Origin of the sequence: Actinoallomurus sp. NBC_01490, from assembly GCF_036227085.1 — a bacterium.
GTDB classification, from domain to species: Bacteria; Actinomycetota; Actinomycetes; order Streptosporangiales; family Streptosporangiaceae; genus Actinoallomurus; species Actinoallomurus oryzae.
In genome coordinates this window covers 291158-305407 of record NZ_CP109433.1, presented here as the reverse complement: position 1 = coordinate 305407, position 14250 = coordinate 291158, and the positions used below count along the sequence as shown (strand labels likewise).

Sequence of the window (14250 nt, the reverse complement as noted above, 5' to 3'; positions counted from 1 at the left end):
AGGCGACCTTCTTGGCGTTTTCCACAAGCCGGAGTTCCGGTCCCGGTCCCGGCCGGCCGGTCGTAGGCTTCGCTTGACGCCGCTCGGGTCACGCGGCGGTCGACGTGTCCGGAAGGGGACCCCGCCATGAGGAAGTTCGCGGACCGCTACGTTGGCGCGGTAGGCCTCGGCTGCATGGGCATGAGCTGGGCCTACACCGAGTCCGAGCGTGACGACGACGCGTCGGTCGCGCTGATCCGGGAGGCCGTCGACCTCGGTGTGACGTTCCTCGACACGAGCGACGTCTACGGCGCCGGGCACAACGAGCGGCTGCTCGGCCAGGCGCTGGCCGGCGTACGCGACCGGGTCGTGCTCGCCACGAAGGTCGGGCTCGTCGGCTCCTCGGCCCAGCGCATGTCCTGCGACGGCACGCCGGAGCACGTGCGCGAGGCGGTCGAGGCCAGCCTCGGCCGGCTCGGCACCGACGTGATCGACCTCTACTACCTGCATCGCGTCGACCCCAACGTGCCGCTCGCCGAGACGTGGGGCGCGATGTCCGAGCTGGTCACCGAGGGCAAGGTCCGTCACCTGGGCCTTTCGGAGGTGACGGTCGAGCAGGCCGAGGAGGCGCACGCCGTTCACCCGGTCGCGGCGATCCAGTCGGAGCTGTCCCTGTGGACCCGCGACCCGCTCGGTGTGAGCGCCGACGGTGACACCAAGAGCGGCGACGTCGTTGGCTGGTGTGCCGTCAACGACGCGGCGTTCGTGCCGTTCTCCCCGCTCGGCCGCGGCTTCCTCACCGGCACGGTGACCAAGGCGAGCTTCGAGGACGGCGACATGCGCGGCTGGATGTCCCGTTTCCAGGAGGACGCCCTGGAGCAGAACCTCCGCATCGTCGACGTCGTCCGCACGGTCGCCGAGCGCTACGGCGCCACCCCGGCCCAGGTCGCCATCGCCTGGACGCTCGCCCAGGGTGAGCACGTCATCCCCATCCCGGGCACGAAGAAGCGCAAGTACCTCCACGAGAACACCACGGCGGCCGGCGTCGACCTCACCGACGACGACCTCGCCGAGCTCGACGCCGTCCCGCCACCGGTCGGCGCCCGTTACTGACACCTTGGGCGGAGGATGAACGCGTGATCGGTGATCGATGGGGGGTCAGCGACAGCGAGACCCTGCGCCCCTACCCCTGCGACGACTTCGTCGACTCACCCACGCTCCGGGCATGGCGGGGCGTGGACGTCCAGGCGCCCGCCGAGGCGGTGTGGCCGTGGGTGGTGCAGGTGAGGCTCGCTCCCTACTCCTACGACTGGATCGACAACCTCGGCCGCCGCTCACCCCGGAAACTCATGGGCCTTCCGGAGCCGCAGGTCGGCGACAGATTCACCACCGCCGGCGGGCGTGAGCTGGGCCGGATCGTCTCGGTCGACCCCGGGAAGCAGCTGACGGCCACCATCATGGGCGCCTTCATGTCCTACGTCCTCGTGCCCCAAGCGCACGACACAACGCGTCTGCTGCTCAAGGTCGCCATGCGGACCACCCGCTGGGCCGCTCCCGGCCTGTCCGTCGGCGACCTCGTCATGGCCCGACGGCAGTTGCTGAACTTCAAACAACTCGCCGAGCGCCACCAGCGCCAGGAGCCGCTCCCGTAATGCCGGACGGGCCGTCTCCCGGTCCATCGGAGACTCTGCGGCCAGGCCGAGCTGTCCACAGCCGAAACCCAGGTCCGGCCACGTCATCAGACACCGCCGCGGAGCCGGACGGAGTGAAGCCCTGACCAGCGCAGACCCTCTACTTTGCGTCTGGTGACACGGACCCGAGCGGAGGGCACGGAAAGCCTAGAGTTCGCGGCGAACTGAAGGATCCTCAGCGAGCCTGAGGGCGGCTTTGATCCCTGGTGGGCGTATCCGGTCCTTGGATTCGCGGTGAACCCTTTCGACGACGTACGGCTCGGGACGGCCGGCAGGCCGCCGGATCCGGTCGCGTTGAGCATCTGAGCCGCGGCGGGGGCCCAGGCGCTCACGTCGCCGGATCCAGCCTCGCGAGGGCGTCGTCACAGCTCATCACGCGCCAGACGCGCCGGGAGCTCGCGGGCCTCGCCTGGCCACAGTGGGGCGCGTTCACCCTCGTCTTCACCACTTCGGCGAAGACATCGGCGATGAAGAGGGACCTTCACGCTTCCTGAAGTCTCCTCATCCCGTGCTCTCGGATCGTGGAGCGGAGAGAAATACCAGGTCACAGGCCAGAAGGGGTGCAGCCCGACCGGCCAGCGGGAGCGGGAACTGCGAGGTTATCTCTTATAAGACTGCCTTGCGTTTCTTGCTACCGGCTGAACCGTGTCGTTTTCGGCAGGCGCTGAGAGCGGGCCCGGCGGTGACGGCGCGGCCTCGATTTCGTTCGTGCTGCCTGCCGGCAACGTCGGACTGTTCAGAGTAGAGCCCGTCCATCACCACGGGCATCATCACAAACAGAGGATCAAGCCAATGAGCGACGAGCAGGCGCCTGCGCCCGAGGGCGGAGAGTCCAGCGTCCTCAACTTCATCCCTGCGGGTGAAGTTGAGGAGACGATCACGACAGTCGCCGAGCACCTGGGGAAGGACCCGCAGGAGGTCACTCCCATGGTGCTGAGTTGGCTCAACTAGGACGGCAATTTTATCGTCCTAGCTGGGAATAGCCGCTGAAGAACCCCGCACCGCCATGCGCTACGTCAAACCCGGAAGCGAAGCCATCGCCGAAATCACCAGCATCCTCGGCCCACCCCGCCGCACCCACTGACCAGCCCGGCAGTCAATCAATCCCCCAATGGGGACGTTCAGGTCTTTGATGAAGGTAATGAAAAATGTCTATTTTGGCCAGCCTGCAGAGTACGGAATCTTCGGGGTGGTGGCAAAAGAGCTCCTGCGAAGCCCAGCAACGCTTGAACATGACGTGCGCGGTCTGAGTCTCGAACGCTTCCATGGCCTCAGAACTCCCCAAGTCCACCGTCCAATCGAATACAGCGGACCGCGAGGAGAAGTGCCAGGCAGTCAATACCGGCCGCGACAAGCCGAAGTCCTGGCAAGCGCGCCGCATACCCCGCAGGAGCTGGAGGAAATGCGAAGAAACCGAGACGACATTCAAGCAGAGATGGACAGAATGCCCGGCGGCGCCCCGCAAACCATCGAAGATATGGAAAGGTTGCTGCCGAACATTAACTTCCTCGGCGATCAAACGAACTGCGTCGAGGTCTCCATGGCCGTAGACGATATCCAGGCGGGACATGCGGCAGTCGCCGGCCGTTCAAGGGGTTACGCCAGCGGCTGGATGGGGGCCGATGCCAGGCCAAACCCAGCGGCGATCGAGCAGGAGATGCTGCAGTCGGATAACACCCAAGGAATCGTATCCATAGTAAAGCCGGAAATCGGCCAAGGCCACTTCCTCAACGTGCGTAATTTCGGCGGCAAGGTGTGGTGGATCGACGGACAGGCCAGATGGTGGCCTAACGGACAGGTAAACGGCGGTGAGTATACTGGGATAACTGACCACTTTCCCTATCCCGGCGATTTCGAATTTCATCTAATCCGGCATGTAGGTAGCGAGGCCCAGTGATCAGCAAGGACGACGCATGTGCAATCCTTTTTAATTTTTTGGCCAAGGTATATCCGAACCGACACGGAGATGCCGAGATAGTCATCAACGACGACATCACCGAGCGCGAGTACGGATGGCTGTTCACCTACACCACCGCAGCGTTCCGCCGAACCCGGGACCCCCGGAAGGCGCTGATTGGCGCCGGGCCCGCGCTCGTGCTACGGAGGGATGGGCGCATCGTGGAATTCCCGTCAGTTTATTCGCCCGAACAAGCTCTCTCTGAATATGAAAATTATCCACATAAATTCTCGAGCTCGAAAGACGCCTGACAATCCCGCCGTTCGCCAGCCCAGGACGCCCGCCAGGCCGCCCCAACACCCACCCGACCCCACGCCACGACGTGCACATCATCGGGAACGCCGATGCCAGGAAACGACGAAAGAGAAAATCCACGACGCCACGACCACGCCGGACAGGTTCAAGATCAGCTAGTGCGCCGTCTCAGCGGAGCAGCATCCGGCACAGTTCTTCGTCGAACGGTATGCGCGGGTGCCAGTTGGCCAGTAGCGCGCAGAGGAAGGCCCGCTGCGCGGTGGTCAGTACGCTCTGCTCGGTGAGTGGCTGCGGAAAGGGCAGCCCGACCAGCGGGCCCAGGTCACGGTCATAGGTAGCGCCGGACGACATCGCGGCCAGCCCGAGTGCGGCCGGCAGGATTGTCCCCAGATCGTCGACCCGGCCGGTGAGCGCCTGCACGAGATCGAACCGGAGCCAGCCCTGCTGACCGGGAAGGTGGCCTTCGAACCACCGATCGGCGGTTGCAGGGTCTTCCAGAGCGGCGACCAGTTCGCGGGTGGCGCGCTCGTCACCGGCGAATGCGGACGCGAGCGCGGCGCAGGCCCGTACGCCCGGGTGCCGGTCACGGAGCAGGGACTCGGGGCGACGGCCGAGCATTCCGAGCAGCCGGGCGATGGCCGCACGTTCCCTGGGTTCGGATGACCAGGCGGCGGTGTCCTCCAGCAGTTCGGCCAAGGCCGCTTCGCGACCGCCGGGCGATTCGTGCCGCAGGCAGTACACGGCTGCGGTCGCGGCGGGAGTGCGGACGTCCGCATCGGCGTCATCGACCAGCGGAAGAATCGCATCGAACACGTCGGGGACGACCTTCCGGCAGGTGAGGAGGTCGCGGGCCGCCATGGCCCGGCCGTACTCCCGGTCATCGTCGGCCTCCACGAGGGCCGGCGGAGGCGGCGTTCGCGTCGCGGGGTCGGGGTCGAGCCGCCAGTCGCAGGCGCGCACGGCCTCGCGGATCCGTTGCAGGTCCGCCTCGTCGCGGCCGGCGGGGTAGGCATCGCGGATGAGCTCCTCGTCGGGAACCTCGAGCCGGCATGCCTCGACGAACAGGACGAGGTAGTTCAGCAGCGCCGCCCGCAGCGGCCGGGGTGCGGTGTCCCAGGGCAGGACGTCGGCGACGGGCACGGCGGTGCGGGGGTCGCCGAGCAGCCCGGCGACGATCCTGACGAACGGGCCTGTCGCGGAGTAGACGCTGCCCTGATGCAGCATCGCGGCGTCGAGATACCCGACCGCGTCAGCGCGGGCCCGCGGATCGTCGCCGACCAGCGCGAGAAGCCGCGCCGGTGCGTCCGATGCCCGGCCGTAGGCGTGCTCGAGATCGTCCCAGCCGACCTGGAGCACGGCCCGGCGCAAGGAATCCATCAGGAGATTCTGCGGCCCGCGGGGCTCTCACGCCAGTGCGGGTTCATCGACCAGACCGTTGCCGATCGCCGCGAAGGACTCTCGAACGGCCTCCAGCGCGGTGCGGCGTTCGGCGTCGGTCAGGTGGGCCGGCCCGTACGTGACGACAGGGGCCAGTACCTCATAGCCGACGAACTCCAGCATTCCCCGGTGGATGTGAAAGAGGAAGTCGTCCATCGCCCCGAAGGCCCCGCCCGAGCTGAAGGACTCGGCGGAGCCGCCGGTGGTCACGAGGAGCATCGCCCGCTTCCCCCGCAGCGCGGCCCGGTCGAACAGCCCGAAGTCGCCTCCGAAGAGCGCCCCCATGACGAACGTGCGATCGATCCAGCCCTTGAGGATCGCCGGCATCGAGAACCACCACATCGGGAAGGACAAGACCAGCAGATCGGCGGCGAGCACCGAGTCCAGGTGAGCGCGCACCTCGCCGGTCAAGGTCCCTTCCCGGACGGCCCTCATCTGCTCTGCCTGCGGTTTGAACGGCCCGCTGACCGGCTCGAACTCCTGACGGTCGAGCACCGGGCTCCACCCGTCGGCGTAGAGGTCCACGACCTCGACGGCGTAGCCGGAGCGTCGCAGCTCCTCGGCGGCGACCCGCATCTGCGCCGTACTGAACGCGTCGGGTTCGGGGTGGGCGTGAACGATCAGAGCGGTCTTGCGCGGTATCGGTGTGTCCATGGAGAGATCGTATCGCAATATCGCAATATTGTGATACGTCAATCAGAGATTCTCGGCGATCGCGGTCGACAGCTGCCGCAGGCGGTCCTCGTCTCGTCGGTAGTGCGTCCACTTGCCGACGCGTGTGGACCGTACGAGCCGCGCACGCTCAAGGGCCGTCATGTAGGAAGAGACGGTCGACTGTGCCAGCCCGCTCTTGGCCTGGATGTGGCTGACGCAAACGCCGACGACCTGGCGGTCCGCGATCGGCTCATAGTCCGCGAACTCCCCGTCCGGATCCCTGAGTCACCGCATGATCTGGAGGCGGACGGGGTTGGCCAGCGCCTTGAACGCCTCGACCATCTCCTCCGGCCGCGACACGACCTCATTGGCCACGGGTAGGCCCCTCTCATTCATTTCGACGTACCACGGTATCCCGATGAATCACCCGTCGCGGCGTAGGGGCGAGCAGAAGAGAGGAACCCAGGCGAGGCTCAGAATCGCGGCACCGGCCCACAGAGCGGTACGAGTCCCGGTGAACTGGCCCAGCAGCCCCGCGAGCCCGGACCCCAGGGCGAGGGCACCGAAGAGCAGAACCCGCATGGTGGCGTTCACCCGCCCGAGCAACCGGTCGGGGGTGATGCGTTGCCGGAAGCCGACCAGGATCACATTGTTGACTCCGATCTGCGCCATGGTCAGGAGCCACGCGGTCGCCGCGATCCACAGCCATGGGCCGTGATCCACGAACGGGATGGCCAGTGCGGCCGGGCCGAGGAGGGCTCCGACGATCCACGGCGTACGACCTTGCCCGAGGCGCCGTCCGAGCGGTGCGGCGAGCCGGGCGCCGAGGAACAACCCGATGCCGCCGGCGCCGAGATACGCACCGAGTGTCTGGGCCGACAGGTGCAGGTCGCGTACGAACAGGACCGGCAACAGCGTCAGGATCAACTGGAGGGACAGGTTGACCAGGGCGCCGGACAGGGCGATCGCCCGAAGGACGGGCCGGCCGGCGACGAACCGCAGGCCCTGGTTCATCTCCCGCCACAGATGGGTGGGCTCACCGGGGCCAGGGGGACTCTCCCGGCGACGGATCCGCCACAGACACGCCGCGGACCACAGGTAGCTGAGGGCGTCGACACCGACCGCGACAGGAGCCGCCAAGGCCTGCACCAGGAGTCCGCCGAGACCACGCCCGACCACGTCGCCGGCGGCATCGGCGCTGACCAGAGCGGAGTTGGCGGCGGTCAACCGGTCCCGGCCGACCACGTGCGGCAGGTAACTCTGGGACGCCACATCGAAGAAGACCGTGCAGACACCGGTGAGGAAAACGACGACGTACAACTGGATCAAGGACAGCTCACCGATCCACCACGCGAGCGGAACGGACCCGAGAAGCGCCGCACGGGCGAGATCGGCTGTGATCATGACCGGGCGTCGCCGCAGCCGGTCGACCCACGCCCCCGCCGGCAGGCCGACGAGCAGGAACGCCACCGTGCTCAGCATCGCGAGGACACCGACCTGTCCCGGCGAAGCGTGCAATGCCGACACCGCGACCAACGGGATCGCGACATAGCTGATCTGCGTACCCAGCAGGCTCACCACGGCCGCGGCGAAGACCAGCCGGAACTCCGGGTGACCGAGCACTCCGCTTCGGCTGCCGCCGGACCGGCCCCGTCGCGGTGGCCGTGCCCGCGTACGCGCCGTTGCCTGTTCGAGCCGGTCGGATGTCATGCGCCCACCGTGCTGGTCCGCGCCGACGAGCTCGACTAATTTAGCCCTGGCTGAATCGGAAAGGGCGGTCGCGTTTGATCGAACTCGGATTCACCGTCCCGGACCTCGCTCAGACCCGGTTCGCCGTCTCTCCGCTCTGGGAGGTGGTCGCCGCGGTGCGCGTTCTCAAGAGTCCGGCCGAGCATCCCCTGCACCGGCCCTGGATCGAGCAGGTCGGACCCCGCCTGTCAGGTCTCGACCTGCGGCCGCTGACCGAGTTGGTGCCGGTGCCGACCCGGGTCATTCCGGCGTTCGTCTGTCCACCGCCCACCACCCCGATGCCCGACATCGAGCTGGAACTCGCCGCCCTGCGTGCCACGCCGGCGGAGGTGGTGCGGGACGAGCTCGACCAGATGCCCGGAGCCCGCACCGAGCCGCTGGCCGACCTGTACGCGAACCCGGCCGACGGGCTGGTCCGGCTGGTCGACGCGATCGGCGCCTTCTGGGAGAACGCCCTCGTCGCGTACTGGCCGCGTATTCTCACGCTGCTCGAAGACGACATTCGCTACCGCGCCCATCGCCTCGCCGAAGGCGGTGTCAACCGGGTGTTCGCCGACCTCGACCCCGCCGTCCGCTGGGACGAGGAGACCCTCCGCGTGGCGCACCGGCATGCCCGGGGCGCCCGGTCGCTGCGTGGACGCGGCCTGCTCCTCGTTCCCTCGGCGTTCATCTGGCCGCGCCTCTTCTCCGTGACGAGCCCGCCCTGGCAACCCACCCTGCGCTACCCACCACGCGGGATCGCCACTCTCTGGCAGACCGACGCCACCAACGTGCCCGACGCCCTGGCCAAGGTCCTCGGCCACTCCCGCGCGCTGCTCCTCTGCGAACTTCACCGCCCCGCCACCACCCAGGACCTGGCCCGGCGCACCGGCCTCACCACGGGCGGCGTCTCGCAACACCTCACCGCCCTACGAGCCGCCGGGCTGCTCGACGCTCACCGCAGCGGCCGGTACGTGCTCTACCACCGCACCGCCCTCACCGAGGCTCTGCTCACCCCACGCCGACCCTGACCGCCCGATGCGGTCTCATACGGCCAGGCGGCGGATGGTGGCGAAGCCGCCGGCGAGCATGACGACGACCGCGGCGGCGAGGAGGCCGGTGACGCCGGTCGCGGTGATGGTGGTGAAGAAACGGCCGATGGCCGTCCAGCCGTGCACCCCCGTCGCGATGATCGCGGCGAGGGCCAGCACGCCGAGCTGCGCGCCGCCGAAGATCATGGTGCCGGACAGGCCGCCGCGGCGATACATCAGGCCGTACCACATCCCGTAGACGAACAACAGGACGAACGTGGTCGTCGCGGTGAGCCACGACAGGTACCAGGGACCGTCGAGGAAGTAGGGGACGCGGAAGTAGCCCATGTTCATGCCCCATCCGCCGGTCGCGCGTTCGAGGATCTGACCGACCGCGACCACGAGCCCGAAGCCGGCGGCCAGGGCGAGGGCCAGTGAGCTGACGCCGGCGAAGTAGGTGCGTCGGCTGACCCCCAGGGTGAGGGCGAACGGCAGTGCGCGGGCGACGGACTGCGAGCCCACGACGAACACGACGATGAAGAGCGCGGCCAGGCCGCCGACCCAGCGGTGGTGGTCGTTGTTGCCGGCCGGGGTGAGCTGCAGGATCACCACGTCGAGGAGGAAGCCGAAGGCCGCCCACACCCAGGGCAGTACGAGGTAGGTGACGCGGTCGAGGAGCAGGTAGCGGCCGACGGTGACGATCGGGGTGTGGCGCATCAGGATGCCCTCGCTGCCGTGAGTCCGGACTGGTCGTGGTGCTCGGCCGCGTAGATCGCGAGCTGCTGGAGGGTGAGCCCCTCCAGGCGCAGGCGCAGGTGGTCGGCGAGTTCGCGGTCGCGTTCGTCGAGCCGGCCGACCATCACCGCCTTGGTCTGCGCGCCCATCGTGCGCCGGTTCAGCGTCGTGCGGCCGGCGGCGAACCGCTCCACGTCGTCGGCCGGGCCGGTGACGACCGTGGCGGAGCCGCGCAGGTCGTCGGTGAGCGCGTCGAGGACCAGCCGGCCGTGGTCGAGGACCAGGACACGGTCGAGGAGCTCGGCGGCCTCGTCGATGAGGTGGGTGGAGAGCACGATGCAGCGTGGGTGGGCGGTGTAGTCGGCCAGCAGCTGGTCATAGAAGAGCGTGCGGGCGACCGCGTCCAGGCCCGAGTACGGCTCGTCGAACAGGGTGAGCTCGGCGCGGGAGGCCAGCCCGATGACGATGCCGAGCGCGGTCCGCATGCCGCGCGACAGCTTCTTGATCGGCCGGGTCGACGGAAGCTCGTACGCGTCCAGCAGCGTGCCGGCCAGGTCGGCGTCCCAGTTCGGGTACAGCATCGACGCCGCTGCGACCGCGTGCCGAACCCGCAGGTCGGGGTAGGTCTGGTCCTCCCGTACGAGGATCATCCGGCGCAGCACCGCGTCGTTCTCCAGCGGGCCGGCGCCGAACACGTGCACGCGCCCGGAGGTGGCGAACTCCTGGCCGGCCAGGATGCGCAGCAGCGTGGTCTTCCCGGCGCCGTTGCGGCCGAGCAGCCCGGCGATGCACGGTGTGCCGATCTCGAAGGTGACGTCGCTCAGCGCCCGGTGGTCGCGGTAGCGGCGCCCGACCCCGGATACCGAGATCGCCGGCGTCATGCTCGTCCTCCCGTCGTGACCTCGGCCGAGTCCAGCTCCTCGCGCACGAGCCTGAGCAGCTCCTCCAGCCCGATCCCGAGCCGGGTCGCCTCGACCACCATCGGCCGTACGTAGCGGTCGGCGAAGCGGCGCCGCCGCGCGCGCACCAGCCGGTCGCGCGCGCCCTTCGCGACGAACATGCCGACGCCCCGCCGCTTCTCCACCAGGCCCTCTTCGGAGAGCACGGTGAGGCTGCGCGCCGCCGTAGCCGGGTTGACCCGGTAGAACGCCGCGAGTTCGTTGGTGGACGCGACTCGTTCTCCCTCGCCCACGGTGCCGTCGGCGATCTGGTTCGCCAGCTCGGCGGCGATCTGGGCGAAGATCGGCCCGCCGTCATCCAGGAGTGACATCATGCCTCCGTTGCTTTACTGGTTTACCACCCTACTAATGAACCAGTAGACTGGGCAAGCAACGGTGGGCGGGTCCGTCTAGGAGCACAGGGCGGTCGTCACGGCGGCCGTCACGTCGGCGTCCTGGGCGTCGGAGCCACCCGGGTCGAGGTTGACCATGACCGTGGCCTGCCGGCCGTCCGTCGTGGTCCCGCTCATCGTCGCGAAGCCGAAGATGTCGCCGCCGTGTCCCCAGTACACGCCGCCGCACGGCAGCGGATGCCGCTCCAGGCCCAGCCCGTACGCGCGGCCGTCCGAGCTTCCGGTCGCCCGCGTCCGCGTCATCTCGGCCAGCTCGGCCGGGCGCAGCAGCCGCCCGTGCAGGAGCGCGTCGAAGAACCGCGACACGTCGGACGCGCTGGAGATCATGTTCCCGGACCCGGCGGCGACCGACGGGTTGAACTCCGTCACGTCGATCGGGTCGGCGCCGGCGCCGGGCCGTACGTAGCCGCGCGGGTGCGGCCCGGGGATCCCGGTCTCGTCACCGGGCACGGACGTGGACCGCAGCCCGAGCGGCTTCACGATGCGCCGGTCGATCTCCGTCGCGTACGGGTGGCCGGTCACCTTCTCGATCAGCATCGAGGCCAGCAGGTAGTTGGTGTTGCTGTAACTCCACTTCCTGCCCGGCCTGAACAGCGGCGGATGCGCCAGCGCGATCCGGAGCAGTTCGTCGCGATCGTGGTGGGCGTACCGGTCGGCCAGGACGTCCTGCGGCGTGAGGTACGTCAGGTAGTCGGGCAGCCCGCTCGTGTGCTGGAGCAGCTCCCGTACGGTGATGCGCCGGCCGTCGTTGCCGTGCCCCCGCACCACGCCGGGCAGGTAGCGCTCCACCGGCGCGTCGAGCGCGACGCGGTGTTCGCCCACGAGCTGCAGCACGACCGTCGCGACGTACGGCTTGGTCATGCTGCCGATGCGAAAGCTGCTGTCGGCTGGCACCGGAGCGTTCGTGCGCAGGTCGGCGACGCCGCTGGTCAGCACGGTGACACCGCGCCGGTCCCGCACTTCGGCGAGGGCGCCGGGCGCTCCGTCGTCGGTGGTCAGCCGGTGCAACACCTTCTGGACCGCGGTGTGGCCGGCGGGCTCGGCGGCGGCCCGCGGACCGGCCAGAGCCGCGGACGACGCGACGCCCATGGCCAGGGTGAGTGCGGCGCCCAGCATTCGCGCGTACGGATTCACGTGACCCTCCCGTAGAGATCGACTGGGTGGTCACGCTAGAAAGCGACCGCCGTGGCCCGCGTCACCCGCCGGAGCCATCAGACGCCTCATACCGTAGGGCTCCGCCCATCACCGTGAGGATGCGACGGCGTCCGCGATCAGGATTCTTGAGGCGGTCGGTACAGCCCGACCTGGCGGTAGACGGCCTTGAGATAGCGGAGCATCTCCGGGGCGTCCGGTGGGTCCGGCTGGAGTACGCGGTACGTCACGGACGCGGCCATCATGTCGATCATCACGTCCAGGTCGGCGTCCGCCGCGACCGTGCCGTCCTCTTGCGCGCGCCGGAGCATCGCGGCGGCCAGTTCGCGGCGGGGGAGGACGTAGTGCGTCCAGTAGACGGCCATCAGCTTCGGATGGCTGACCGCCGATCCCATGACACGGGCGACCAAGGCGCGGAAGTCCGGGTGGGCGACCATCTCCGCCGCCGCGGGGAGGGCACGTTCGACGATCTCCTGCGGGGACAGGGCCTGGACGTCGGCGGGGGAAGGGACGAACTCGGCGCTGACCGACTGCTCGATGGCCTGAGCGATGAGGTCTTCCTTGGTGGTCCAGCGGCGGTAGACGGTGAGCTTGCCCACCCCCGCCCGTTTGGCCACCTGCTCGATGCTGGTGCCCTCGACGCCGCGCTCCACGAACACCTCCAACGCCGCGCGCAGGATCGCGGCGTCGGTCGCGGGATCGCGGGGGCGCCCGCGTCCTCGGGAGGCGGTCATGCGAGGGTTCCGTCCAACCAGATGGCGAGCACAGCGGGACCGCCCTTGCAGGCCAGGTGGGCGTCCGGGCGTACGAGCATAGTGGGCAACGACTCGTCCTCCGGGTGCAGGAGGACCACACTGTCGCCGAGCCGGTGGCGGGCCGCCGCGAAGGCGTCATGGTCGCCGAGCACCGCCCAGCGGCCGCGAAGCTCGGCGTGCAGCCGGGTGCGGGTGCCGTCGTCGCGCTTGCAGGCGAGGTCGGGGATCCGGTCGCCGGGTGCCGGCCGGCGACCGCGACCGCCGAGCGGGCCGCGCCGGTAGCTCACCCACAGCTGCGAGGCGGTGTACGTCGCCCACCGCTGGAGCCGGGGAACGCTGAACACCGGCATCAGCACCCGGTCACGCAGGAAGCGGCCGATGGGCCCGGCGGCAATGTTGATCTTGGTTGCGGCCGTGCTGCCGCGCAGGACCTGGGTGGCCAGCGGCCGGCGTTCGGCCTCGTAGGTGTCCAGCAGCCGCTCGCCGGCCCGGCCCTGGATCACCAGGGCCAGTTTCCAGGCGAGGTTCTCGGCGTCGCCGAGGCCGGTGAGCATGCCCTGGCCGCCGAACGGGGCGTGCGCGTGGGCGGCATCCCCGGCCAGCAGGATGCGTCCTTGCCGATAGGTGTCGGCCAGCCGGCGGTGCACCCTGAACAGCGACGCCCACGTGGCGTCGAGCAGCTTGATGTCGGTGAGTCCGGTGCGTTCGGGCAGGATGCGCCGCATACGCTCGACGATCTGCTCCTCGCCGCGCTCGTCGTCGGGGAACGTCGCGTCGTAGGCCAGCAACCGCCACTGGTCCCCGGGCATGGGCATGGCGCCCAGCATGCCGTCCGGGTGCACCCAGCCGCTCGTCCCCGAGCGGTCGAGCGTCGTGTCGAGGCGGGCGTCGACGAGCAGGAAACGCTCGCTGACCTTGACACCGGGGAAGCCGATGCCGGTCAGCTTCCGTACCGTGCTGCCCGTGCCGTCGCAGCCCACGAGCCAGCCCGCCCGCACGGTGCGGCCGTCGCCCAGGGTGACGCTCACGCCAGAGGCGTCCTGGTCGGCGGCCGCCAGGGCGGCGTTCCACTCGGGCTGCCCGCCCAATTCGGCCAAGCGCTCGCGCAGCTGAGCTTCGACGCGCGCTTGGGAGATCACCATCGGAGGAGCGGCGGTGTGGAGGCCGGGGTCACCGAACTTGATCCGCATCATCGGGCGGTCGCCGGCGTAAGTGGTGATCGTCATCGCCCGCACCGCCTCCTCGGGCAGGGTGCCGAGCGAGTCCAGCCGGTCCAGCACCTCTGATCCGCGTGCGTGCACGAAGTTGGCCCGTGACGTGGTCGCCGGGCCTGCGGCCTTGTCCACCACCCGTACCGAGACGCCGTGCTGGGACAGCGCGCACGCCAGGGCCAGGCCGACCGGTCCGGCGCCGACGATCAGAACGTCGGATTCCATCTGCACTCCATTATTTTTACGGATCGGTACCGTAAACAAAATAGACCGCCGGGCCTCTGTTGTCCATGGCGAGTCCCCGCACCTGTGTG

General features: G+C 69.0%; 15 protein-coding genes. 6 read left to right on the top strand and 9 right to left on the bottom strand.

Annotated elements, in window-relative coordinates; translation table 11 throughout:
* The first annotated feature begins 126 nt into the window (after window positions 1–126).
* The 5 genes from OG417_RS01510 (at window position 127) to OG417_RS01490 (ending at window position 3878) form a co-directional block, all read left to right on the top strand.
* On the top strand, window positions 127–1092 hold the full coding sequence (locus OG417_RS01510; RefSeq protein WP_329248570.1) for an aldo/keto reductase: 966 nt from the start codon (window positions 127–129) through the stop codon (window positions 1090–1092).
* Window positions 1093–1115: 23 nt separating this feature from the next.
* Window positions 1116–1631, top strand: coding sequence for a hypothetical protein (locus OG417_RS01505; protein ID WP_329248567.1), 516 nt, complete (start codon window positions 1116–1118; stop codon window positions 1629–1631).
* Between the two features lie 831 nt (window positions 1632–2462).
* Window positions 2463–2621: a hypothetical protein gene (locus tag OG417_RS01500; protein ID WP_329248565.1), complete on the top strand. Its 159-nt coding sequence runs from the start codon at window positions 2463–2465 to the stop codon at window positions 2619–2621.
* A 190-nt stretch (window positions 2622–2811) separates the two neighbouring features.
* Window positions 2812–3567 carry a hypothetical protein gene (locus tag OG417_RS01495; RefSeq protein WP_329248562.1) on the top strand — a complete coding sequence of 252 codons (756 nt, stop codon included), beginning with the start codon at window positions 2812–2814 and terminating at the stop codon, window positions 3565–3567.
* On the top strand, window positions 3564–3878 hold the full coding sequence (locus OG417_RS01490; protein ID WP_329248560.1) for a YrhB domain-containing protein: 315 nt from the start codon (window positions 3564–3566) through the stop codon (window positions 3876–3878). Before OG417_RS01495 ends, OG417_RS01490 begins: the two co-directional genes overlap by 4 nt.
* 172 nt (window positions 3879–4050) lie before the next feature.
* Here the strand turns inward: OG417_RS01490 and OG417_RS01485 are convergent, their stop codons facing one another.
* The 3 genes from OG417_RS01485 to OG417_RS01475 all read right to left on the bottom strand — a co-directional run bounded on the left by OG417_RS01485 (window position 4051) and on the right by OG417_RS01475 (window position 7683).
* Entirely contained in the window at window positions 4051–5259 is a 1209-nt protein-coding gene (locus OG417_RS01485; protein ID WP_329248557.1) for a HEAT repeat domain-containing protein, read from the bottom strand.
* 27 nt (window positions 5260–5286) lie between these two features.
* A complete protein-coding gene (locus tag OG417_RS01480; protein WP_329248554.1) occupies window positions 5287–5973 on the bottom strand; it encodes an NAD(P)H-dependent oxidoreductase in 687 nt (228 codons plus the stop codon).
* A 423-nt stretch (window positions 5974–6396) separates the two neighbouring features.
* A complete protein-coding gene (locus OG417_RS01475; protein ID WP_329248552.1) occupies window positions 6397–7683 on the bottom strand; it encodes an MFS transporter in 1287 nt (428 codons plus the stop codon).
* A 74-nt stretch (window positions 7684–7757) separates the two neighbouring features.
* Here OG417_RS01475 and OG417_RS01470 point away from each other — a divergent pair, with 74 nt between their 5' ends.
* Complete coding sequence (locus tag OG417_RS01470) at window positions 7758–8732, top strand: ArsR/SmtB family transcription factor (protein ID WP_329248549.1); 975 nt, start codon at window positions 7758–7760, stop codon at window positions 8730–8732.
* 15 nt (window positions 8733–8747) lie between these two features.
* Here OG417_RS01470 and OG417_RS01465 read toward each other — a convergent pair whose 3' ends face one another.
* The 6 genes from OG417_RS01465 to OG417_RS01440 all read right to left on the bottom strand — a co-directional run bounded on the left by OG417_RS01465 (window position 8748) and on the right by OG417_RS01440 (window position 14161).
* Window positions 8748–9449, bottom strand: coding sequence for a hypothetical protein (locus OG417_RS01465; protein ID WP_329248547.1), 702 nt, complete (start codon window positions 9447–9449; stop codon window positions 8748–8750).
* The gene (locus tag OG417_RS01460) at window positions 9449–10348 is read right to left on the bottom strand and encodes an ABC transporter ATP-binding protein (protein ID WP_329248544.1); all 900 of its coding nucleotides are present in this window, start codon (window positions 10346–10348) and stop codon (window positions 9449–9451) included. Before OG417_RS01460 ends, OG417_RS01465 begins: the two co-directional genes overlap by 1 nt.
* Window positions 10345–10737, bottom strand: coding sequence for a GntR family transcriptional regulator (locus OG417_RS01455; protein WP_329248541.1), 393 nt, complete (start codon window positions 10735–10737; stop codon window positions 10345–10347). Before OG417_RS01455 ends, OG417_RS01460 begins: the two co-directional genes overlap by 4 nt.
* A 78-nt stretch (window positions 10738–10815) precedes the next feature.
* Window positions 10816–11952, bottom strand: a complete 1137-nt coding sequence (locus tag OG417_RS01450; protein ID WP_329248539.1) for a serine hydrolase domain-containing protein — start codon at window positions 11950–11952, stop codon at window positions 10816–10818.
* A gap of 137 nt (window positions 11953–12089) precedes the next feature.
* Complete coding sequence (locus OG417_RS01445) at window positions 12090–12704, bottom strand: TetR/AcrR family transcriptional regulator (protein WP_329248536.1); 615 nt, start codon at window positions 12702–12704, stop codon at window positions 12090–12092.
* Window positions 12701–14161 (bottom strand): FAD-dependent oxidoreductase, encoded by a 1461-nt coding sequence (locus OG417_RS01440; protein WP_329248534.1) that lies wholly within the window; start codon window positions 14159–14161, stop codon window positions 12701–12703. The genes OG417_RS01445 and OG417_RS01440 overlap by 4 nt, the downstream gene beginning before the upstream one ends.
* Window positions 14162–14250 lie beyond the last annotated feature (89 nt).